The sequence below is a fragment of the Wolbachia endosymbiont of Nomada ferruginata genome (assembly GCF_001675785.1).
Classification (GTDB): Bacteria; Pseudomonadota; Alphaproteobacteria; order Rickettsiales; family Anaplasmataceae; genus Wolbachia; species Wolbachia pipientis.
The window spans coordinates 1-8,407 of sequence record NZ_LYUY01000056.1 but is presented as its reverse complement, the minus strand read 5'-3'; the positions used below and the strand labels follow the sequence as shown (position 1 = coordinate 8,407).

The 8,407-nt window shown below is 34.6% G+C and carries 10 protein-coding genes; 6 read left to right on the top strand and 4 right to left on the bottom strand.

Annotated elements, in window-relative coordinates:
* Together BA053_RS07655 and map are read left to right on the top strand one after the other, a co-directional pair.
* Positions 1-309, top strand: a 309-nt coding sequence (locus tag BA053_RS07655; protein WP_167347039.1) for a nucleoside triphosphate pyrophosphohydrolase, incomplete at its 5' end; no start/stop codon positions are given.
* 150 nt (positions 310-459) lie between these two features.
* Complete coding sequence (gene map, locus BA053_RS04020; protein ID WP_082941408.1) at positions 460-1,242, top strand: type I methionyl aminopeptidase; 783 nt, start codon at positions 460-462, stop codon at positions 1,240-1,242.
* 19 nt (positions 1,243-1,261) lie between these two features.
* Here the strand turns inward: map and BA053_RS04015 are convergent, their stop codons facing one another.
* Positions 1,262-2,503 carry an MFS transporter gene (locus tag BA053_RS04015; protein WP_065094966.1) on the bottom strand — a complete coding sequence of 414 codons (1,242 nt, stop codon included), beginning with the start codon at positions 2,501-2,503 and terminating at the stop codon, positions 1,262-1,264.
* 218 nt (positions 2,504-2,721) lie between these two features.
* On the opposite strand from BA053_RS04015, the gene rsmH reads away from it, so the two are divergent.
* Positions 2,722-3,603, top strand: coding sequence for a 16S rRNA (cytosine(1402)-N(4))-methyltransferase RsmH (gene rsmH, locus BA053_RS04010; RefSeq protein WP_065106787.1), 882 nt, complete (start codon positions 2,722-2,724; stop codon positions 3,601-3,603).
* On the top strand, positions 3,600-3,905 hold the full coding sequence (gene ftsL / locus BA053_RS04005) for a cell division protein FtsL (protein ID WP_065094968.1): 306 nt from the start codon (positions 3,600-3,602) through the stop codon (positions 3,903-3,905). The genes rsmH and ftsL overlap by 4 nt, the downstream gene beginning before the upstream one ends.
* Positions 3,906-3,956: 51 nt before the next feature.
* Here ftsL and BA053_RS04000 read toward each other — a convergent pair whose 3' ends face one another.
* Positions 3,957-4,256 carry an NADH dehydrogenase ubiquinone Fe-S protein 4 gene (locus BA053_RS04000; RefSeq protein ID WP_065094969.1) on the bottom strand — a complete coding sequence of 100 codons (300 nt, stop codon included), beginning with the start codon at positions 4,254-4,256 and terminating at the stop codon, positions 3,957-3,959.
* A gap of 145 nt (positions 4,257-4,401) precedes the next feature.
* Here BA053_RS04000 and BA053_RS03995 point away from each other — a divergent pair, with 145 nt between their 5' ends.
* Positions 4,402-5,013: a 50S ribosomal protein L25/general stress protein Ctc gene (locus BA053_RS03995; protein ID WP_010962412.1), complete on the top strand. Its 612-nt coding sequence runs from the start codon at positions 4,402-4,404 to the stop codon at positions 5,011-5,013.
* Positions 5,013-5,561 carry an aminoacyl-tRNA hydrolase gene (pth, locus tag BA053_RS03990; protein ID WP_065094970.1) on the top strand — a complete coding sequence of 183 codons (549 nt, stop codon included), beginning with the start codon at positions 5,013-5,015 and terminating at the stop codon, positions 5,559-5,561. Before BA053_RS03995 ends, pth begins: the two co-directional genes overlap by 1 nt.
* A gap of 2 nt (positions 5,562-5,563) precedes the next feature.
* Here pth and BA053_RS03985 read toward each other — a convergent pair whose 3' ends face one another.
* Positions 5,564-6,526 carry an IS481-like element ISWpi4 family transposase gene (locus BA053_RS03985; RefSeq protein ID WP_012673056.1) on the bottom strand — a complete coding sequence of 321 codons (963 nt, stop codon included), beginning with the start codon at positions 6,524-6,526 and terminating at the stop codon, positions 5,564-5,566.
* Positions 6,527-6,968: 442 nt separating this feature from the next.
* Entirely contained in the window at positions 6,969-8,117 is a 1,149-nt protein-coding gene (gene ubiH, locus BA053_RS03980; RefSeq protein WP_065094972.1) for a 2-octaprenyl-6-methoxyphenyl hydroxylase, read from the bottom strand.
* Between the last annotated feature and the right edge of the window lie 290 nt (positions 8,118-8,407).

Below are 8,407 nucleotides of genomic sequence, written 5' to 3'. Positions count from 1 at the left end.
CTTGTTGGAACAAACTTATATGGACCAAAAGATAACATTTTTATATTTTTCTCGTTGACTTACAAGACGGTATCTAAAACCTCAGATGAAAACCTTGAAGAGTTAGCCGATTTACTTGAGGTCATACATGCATTAGGCAAAGAAAGTGGACTATCAATAGAACAAATTGAAGAAAAGCGTATCTCTAAAAAACAAGAGAGAGGTGGTTTTGAGAATCGTATCTACAATACTTATATTGAGGTGAATCCTAAGAGCATCGATTACTATCACAAAAAATCTTCAGATTATCCTGAGATAGTAGTTGTATAGTTCAGATTATTAAATAGACTTCTTGCTTGACCACTTGTCATATAAATGACTTGACACTAGGATCCATAGGACTTATTTTTATAATATGTAAAATTATTATGTTTATGTACTTGCGAGTAAGCGTACCAATTACAATAAGACATGGAAAATATGAACATAACTATACACTCACAAGAAGATTTTGAATTTATGCGCAAGGCTGGCAGGCTTGCTGCTGAAACTCTTGATTTCATTGCACCATGCGTAAAGGTAGGGGTGACAACCAATGAGTTAAATGATCTATGCCATGACTTTATAATTAATGCAGGTGCAATTCCAGCACCACTAAACTATAGGGGGTATCCAAAATCAATTTGCACTTCAAAAAATGCAGTTGTGTGCCATGGTGTTCCTGATGATAAACCGCTTAAAGATGGAGATATTTTGAATATTGACGTTACGGTGATTTTAAATAGCTGGCATGGTGATACAAGTCGCATGTTTTGGGTTGGCAAGCCATCAATAAAAGCAAAACGTTTGTGTGACGCTACTTATCATGCATTGATGGAAGCAATTAAACAAGTTAAACCCGGCAATAAGTTAAATGAAATAGGGCTCGCTATAGAGAAATATATTAGAGATTTTGGATATTCTATCGTACGCAGCTACTGCGGACATGGTATAGGAAAAGTCTTTCATGCTCCACCAAATGTAGTGCATTTCTATGATCAAGATGAAAATCTTGTCTTGAAGGAAGGTATGTTTTTTACAATAGAGCCAATGATTAATGCTGGAAAACATGAGACTCTGCTCAGTAAACTTGATGACTGGACAGTGACAACACGCGATCTTTCACTTTCTGCTCAATTTGAACATACGCTCGGAGTAACTAAAGATGGTGCTGAAATATTCACATTATCACCTAAAAATTGGCACTTCCCGCCATATAATTAGATTTTTTTGAACTCTGCAACTATTTGGATCTTGAAGAAAGCTCACCCTTAGTTTGCGATATAGCAACTAGCCCAATTAATGCACAGAAAATCATGTAAAAACTAGCTGAAGTCTCTTGTCCTGTAACCTTGATAATTGTTGTGCATATAAATGGTGCAAGGCCACCAAAAAATCCAGCAGCTATATTTCTTGATAAACCAAATCCGCTGTATCGAACCTTTGTTGGAAATAATTCGCACATAAGTGCACTGACAGGACCAAGCGATGCAGCTATTGGAATTATAAAAAGAATGTGTGCCATAAAAGTGAGCAAGTAATCGCCAGTACATAACATTGAAAAAACTGGATAACTTACTATTACAAAAGTTATAAATGCAAACTTCATAACTTTTTCTCTTCCTATCTTATCAGAAAGTATAGCAAATAATATTGTCAATCCTCCGAGCGCAATTTGACTCAGTATTTCCACTATATGATTAAAATGAGTATTTACTGTTAATATTTTATTCGTAAGCACATTGAAAAATACCAAATATATATAGAGAGACGCATTTTCAACCAAGTCAATACCTATTGATATTAGAACAGGCTTTTTGTAATTGTTTAATAACTCTTTTAGTGGCAATTTAGACGGATTTTTCTGTCTTTTATACTCTGGGCTTTCATCAAGTATATATCTCATATATATGCTAGTTAATCCCATTGCTAAACTGAAAATGAAAGGTAATCTCCACCCCCAAGATTCAAAATCAGATACTTTTTTGCATATGAGTACCGCTATCAGGCTTAATACTGAACCAAAAATTGCGCTTAATACTTCAATGCTGCCAAAAAATCCTTTTTTGTTTTTAGGAGCATGTTCTATTAAAAATGGTGCATTTCCTGCTTCTCCTCCAAGAGATATACCCTGCAATAATCTTAAACACACTACCAGCATTGACGCTAGTATTCCAATGCTTTGATAACCTGGAACAAAAGCAATTAATACGGTTGATAAAGTCATTAATATAATCGAGAGCAATAAGGCAACTCTTCTGCCATGTTTATCACCAATGTGACCAAATATAGCAGCACCGACTGGTCTCATTAAGAAACCCACTGCAAACACTCCAAAAGCCTTCAATACGCTGGTTAGTTGATCATCCGATGGAAAAAACACACCACCTATTATGTTTATTAAGTGGCCAAAAAGCATGTGGTCATACCACAATAAAGTGTTACAAATCAAACTTGAAAATATTACTTTTGTTATTTGCTGCATAATTTCCCTATAGCCTGTTTGATCTTATATATGAAAAAAAATGTGAACGTTATGTGAATATTATATTAACAATATTAAACCTTAATTTTAATATTATTGCTCATATATTCCGATAAGATACCATATTTTGGCAAGAAAATCTATGTACATAAATAAAATTGATGTGAAGAGTAGAGTAGAGTAGGATATCTACACCAACTGTACTTAAATTTTTTGATATGACACACACTCCAGTTTTGTTAAAAGAGATGCTATCACTACTATCACCGCAGGATGGTGGCATATACGTGGACGCCACATTTGGAGCTGGAGGGTATAGCAAAGCAATATTGGAGTCAGCTGATTGCAAAGTATATGCAATTGATAGAGATGAAACGGTAACTAAGTTTTATGATGATTTAAGCGTTAAATATCCCGATAGAATAAAACTATTTATTGAGAAGTTTAGTAATATTAAAAATTTATTAGATAGCAACAATATTGAAGGTATCGATGGAATAGTTTTTGACATCGGAGTTTCATCTATGCAGCTTGATAACGGAGATAGAGGGTTCTCATTTTTACATGATGGTCCACTCGATATGAGTATGGATAACTCTTCTTATATAAACGCTTCAACGTTTGTTAACGCTTTACGCGAAGAAGAAATTGCAAATACTATATATAACTATGGAGGAGAGCATCATTCTTGCAAAATTGCAAGAGCAATAGTAAATGCACGGAAGAAGAAAAATATCAAAACTACATTTGAGCTTGCGAATATTGTACGTTCCGTGGTATTTCGTGGAAAAAGCAAAATTGATCCTGCAACCAGAACATTTCAGGCAATCAGAATATGGGTAAACGATGAGCTGGGAGAACTTGAAAAGGGCATTAAAGCTGCATCTGAGATTTTAAGTGAGAATGGCAAATTAATTGTCGTCACCTTTCATTCCTTAGAAGATCGTATAGTCAAAACTTTTTTTAAAGATTTATGTGCTACTGATTGCAAGACATTCTCTCTTCTAAATAAAAAAGTGATCGAAGCAAGTATAGAAGAAGTAAGTGCAAATCCGCGTTCACGCTCAGCAAAACTAAGAGCTATACAGAGGTTGTCGTGAGAACTTTCTGCATCATCTCAATAGTTGTGTTTTTTCTTAGCATTGTAGGACTATTTAAGGTAAAATTACATGTTCAGTCGTTAAATAGAGAGCTAATAAAAATAAAAAGTGAAATTAGTTTAGTACAAAGTGATATAAAAGTTTTACAAGCAGAATGGAGCTATTTGAATAATCCAAAAAGACTTGCAAGTCTTGTAAAGAAATACCTGAAAAATAACTCTTTAATACTGGCTAGCCAGGTTAAAAATCTTGACTCTTTAAATGGCCGCAGTGTGCTAGCACAACTTAAAACCCAGAATTAAATTGGTTATATTAAGCCTTACCTTTTACAGACAAGCACACCACAATAAACCTTACTTTAGTATGAAATTGCTTGCGTAAGATTTTGGCAGCCTCTTAACATTTTTTGGCATTTCAATTATGTATTTAACGTTGCGTTTTTTTGCGTAGAATACTGCTTTTTCAAGAGAATCAAACTTTAATACAATCTGTTTTTTTGGATCTTTTGAGCCAACCCACCCCATTAAAGGTTCAATGTAGTAAGAGCCAGATTCAATTTTCAGGTGCCAGAAATTTGTATTACCTAAACCAGATTGTGTTGCAGTTCTTGTTGGTCTATAAATCCTAAAAACTACTTTATCGTCAATGCCCATAGTTCTTGTTAAATAAGCTTAAATATGTATCTAAATAAATCCTTTCACAAACAATTAGTATGAAAGAATGAAGTTTGAAATAAATATTTTTATGTTATATTATTATTAAATTATATTAAAAGGATTAGCTGAATAGGAGTAACCGATGACGCAACAGGAAATAGTAACAATTAATGCAGAGTTACGTGATATAACAAAAACAAAAGCGATGCATTCTCTAAGGAAGAAAGGAAACATCCCTGGAATCATATATGGAAAGGGCCATGATAATGTAAATTTGACATTGTCTGCAAAGGAATTCACAAAGCAATATAAGTCAGGCTCTCTTTCTGCACATTTGATAGAGCTGAATATTTCGGGCAAAAAGGAATATGCTCTTGTTCGCGATATCCAATTGCATGTAGTAAAGGATACTGTGCAACATGTTGATTTTCAGTTTGTTGATAAAGGCAGCGAAATTAAAATAGACATACCTCTATCATTTGTGAATGAAAGTAAAGCTCCAGGAATCAAATTAGGTGGAGTGCTTAATGTTTTGTGTCGTTCTATTGCTGTTAAATGCTCTCCTGATAAAATACCTCAGGTTATAGAAGTTGATTTATCCGGTAAAATGATTGGCCAATCTATACATATCAATGATGTAAAATTACCAGAAGGTGTTAAGTTTGTAGCTCATGAAGAAGAAAATTTTACCATTGTTACAATTTCTGCTGCCGATAGTGACGTTGAAGAACCTCAAGCAGAAACAGAGGAATAGTGCACCTGATAGTTGGGCTTGGTAACCCTGGTGGTCAATATGAGTTAACTTATCATAATATCGGCTTCATCGTAGTTGATACAATTTGCAAATATTGGAATTTCCAGTCGTTCTCTAAAAAAGCCGATTATCTAATAACCTCTGGCATAATTAATGATAATAAAATCATGTTAATAAAGCCTTATTCATTTATGAATAATTCAGGCATCCCTGTTGCAAAAATACGAAATTTTTACAAATTATCGCTAGATAATATTGTTGTCATACACGATGACGCTGATTTGGAACTTGGAAGAATAAAAATAAAGAAAGGTGGTAGCTCTGCTGGACATAATGGACTTAAATCCATAGATAGTTTTATTGGCAACGATTATTGGCGCTTGAGATTTGGAGTGGGTAGACCTGAAGATCAAAGAAGCTTAGCAGATTATGTGTTATCAAAATTTTCAAATTTTGATAATGTTACTCCCTTAGTGGAAAAAATAGCAAAAAATATACACTTAATGCTGCAAGGAGATAATACAGCTTTTATCAATTTGATTGTATAATATTACGAAACACAGGGAGTGTATGGTCCCAGAGTGTGATGGTGTGGATTTAGTATGAACAATTCAGGAGATTTTGTCCACTGTAAAGATATAAACTCAAAAGGTGTAAGACCCTTAAGAGTTTTGAGTCTTTTAGCATAATTGTAGGCCATAACAAAGTCATAAAGATGCTCTTTGAGTTGCTGGTGAGACTGATAGTAATACTTCTTAACAGTGGCATTCTTTAAAGTTTTGTTCATACGCTCAACTTGCCCATTTGTCCAAGGATGGCTAACTTTTGTTAGACGGTGTTCAATGTCATTTTCTTCACAAGCTCTATCAAATATATGTTGAAAAGCGTATTTATGGCGTTTTTGGTTGGTAAATTGTACACTGTTATCTGTCAAAATAGTGTGGATTTTATATGGTAAAATTTTAATCAAATTACGTAGAAACTCAGCAGCTATAGGTTTTGTAGCACTTTTATGCAACTCAACATACGTAAATTTGGATGTTCTATCTATTGCAACAAACAAATATAACTTTCCTTCTTCTGTTCTGACTTCTGCAATATCAATATGGAAATAGCCTATAGGATATTGTTTGAATTTCTTTTTTGGTTTAACTTCGCCATCAACATCTGGTAGTCTGCTAATGCTGTGCCTCTGTAAGCAACGATGTAGACTAGAGCGAGTCAAGTGTGGGATTGAGGTTTGCAAAGCGTAGAGACAATCATCTAATGGCAATAGAGTATGCTTACGAAATGCAACAATTACAGCCTCCTCTTCTAAAGTTAAAACAGTTGATCTTGCATGCTTCGGACCCATATCAGCGTCTTTGGCAAAAGACCGTTTTCTCCATTTAATGATAGTTTTTGGATTAAGGTTATAGTACCTGGAGAGTTTTGCTATGCTCTCTTTACTATTTTGTATTGCTCTACGAATTGTCTCTGTTGTTTTGGCGCACCCATGTAATATTTGTCCCATAATTCCTCCTTTGATGGTATTGTTTTCTCATATTTTATCATACCATCACACTCTGGGACCATACATCCCCCCCTCCCCCCCTAATTCCTATATCAAACCTTTCTTTACTAGATTATATAGTCAATATAAAAAGCCATATAAAATTGCTTCCACTGCTGCCATGAGGAAATTGCTTATTCTTGCTAACTCTTTAGTCAGAGATGACAGGGTTTTTACTGAGGAATATAACTCTCTGTCTGTTTCTATCTAAGAGCCAGCATAGCTGTGGATAAGCACGTTTATACAGATAAAAGTACTTATCCACAGCTACATCAATTTTTCTATTGACTTTTAACACAACTGCTGAACAGATACATTCGTCATCCCGCTACGTGTTAGCGGCCAAGATACCGCGGCGGTATGACATGGGAAACCTGACTTGCATTAGCTATAAAATAGTGATTTATATAAATCCCATAGCATGCCGAATGAAGCGTTTTTTGAGGAAATTTGAATTTTCAACTGCAATCAAGCCAAGATTTCTTAGTGCTTTAGCGCAGAATATTCTGTTGGAAAACATCCTATTTAATCCATCAGTTGCAAGCGCCATTGTAAAATTATCAAAGTATCTGTTACGTGAAATTTTCTTTAATAAATAACTACTGCCAACATCAGTACCAGCCGCTTTTGCAGCAACTACGTGCTTTATAACACTTTCTACATCTCTAATTCCAAGATTAAGCCCTTGACCTGCAACTGGATGAATTGAATGTGCTGCATCGCCGATAAGCAAAACTCTACCCTTATATAACTTTTTTGCGAAAGCAAAACTTAAAGGATAAAGTTTTCTTTCACCCTCTAATTTTATCTCTCCTAAATAAGAACCAAATCTTTTTTTAAGCTCTATAATAAATTCTTCTTCAGACAGATCCATTAGCATTTTTGAAATTTCAGATTTTTCTGTCCAAACTATCGAAGAAGTATAGCCACCCTTCATCGGTAGAATTGCAAATGGACCGCCAGGGAAAAAACGCTCCACAGCTAAGTTTTGGTGATGCAGTTCATGCTTTACATTAAATACTATGCTACTTTGTTTATAGTCAAATTTCACTGTCGGTATAGAAAATAACTCTGGTAATTTAGAGTTTTTGCCTTCAGCACAGATAAGTAGCGATGATATTAATTCCTGGTTATTATCAAGAATCACTTCCACATATCCTGAATCACAAGCAATTGTTTTATAGGAATGTGGAAAGTATATATTCAGTTTATTTAGAAAATTATTGTTGATTGCATTCCATATAGTAGCATTGTTGATAACATAACCCATTGGCTCTTCGCTAACCATTTTATGATTGTAATGCACAGTAACCGCATCTAATATGCATATATCAAGTATTGGCTCAGCTTCACTTTCCACAAACTGCCAAATCCCTAACTTTTCCAATATTTTTTTCGAGCCTTGAGAAATAGCAAATGCTCGATTATCATCTACTACACGTGGTAGACTATTTTTTTCAATCACAGCTACAGACACAGAGTCACAACTGAGGCCAATGGCAGTAATAAGACCAAGTAACCCACCACCTGAAATGATTACATCATAATTCATTTTATTTACGCTAATTGTAAAATTATATTTTATCTGTTTTGAAAATAGTTTAAACAAACTTTATATATAAATTAAATTTTTTAGATCCCAGTGTCAGCTACTTGGATGACATCTAAAGACACTCCACCTTGTCATTCCAGCACGTAACGAACAACTGTACGAACATTTTGCGAAGGCAGTGTGTTAAATGCTATGGCCGGTTTTGCCTCAAACATAAAGGTGTCATCCCAGTGCTTGACACTGGGATCCAGATTTTCATACAATCTCGTCAAAAACGTTTGTTTTAGCAT

Coding starts and splice junctions, on each gene's coding strand:
- BA053_RS03985 (WP_012673056.1), bottom strand. CDS start 6,526: ATGGGACAAATATTACATGGGTGCGCCAAAACAACAGAGACAATTCGT.
- rsmH (WP_065106787.1), top strand. CDS start 2,722: ATGACACACACTCCAGTTTTGTTAAAAGAGATGCTATCACTACTATCA.
- BA053_RS04000 (WP_065094969.1), bottom strand. CDS start 4,256: ATGGGCATTGACGATAAAGTAGTTTTTAGGATTTATAGACCAACAAGA.
- map (WP_082941408.1), top strand. CDS start 460: ATGAACATAACTATACACTCACAAGAAGATTTTGAATTTATGCGCAAG.
- ubiH (WP_065094972.1), bottom strand. CDS start 8,117: ATGAATTATGATGTAATCATTTCAGGTGGTGGGTTACTTGGTCTTATT.
- BA053_RS03995 (WP_010962412.1), top strand. CDS start 4,402: ATGACGCAACAGGAAATAGTAACAATTAATGCAGAGTTACGTGATATA.
- BA053_RS04015 (WP_065094966.1), bottom strand. CDS start 2,503: ATGCAGCAAATAACAAAAGTAATATTTTCAAGTTTGATTTGTAACACT.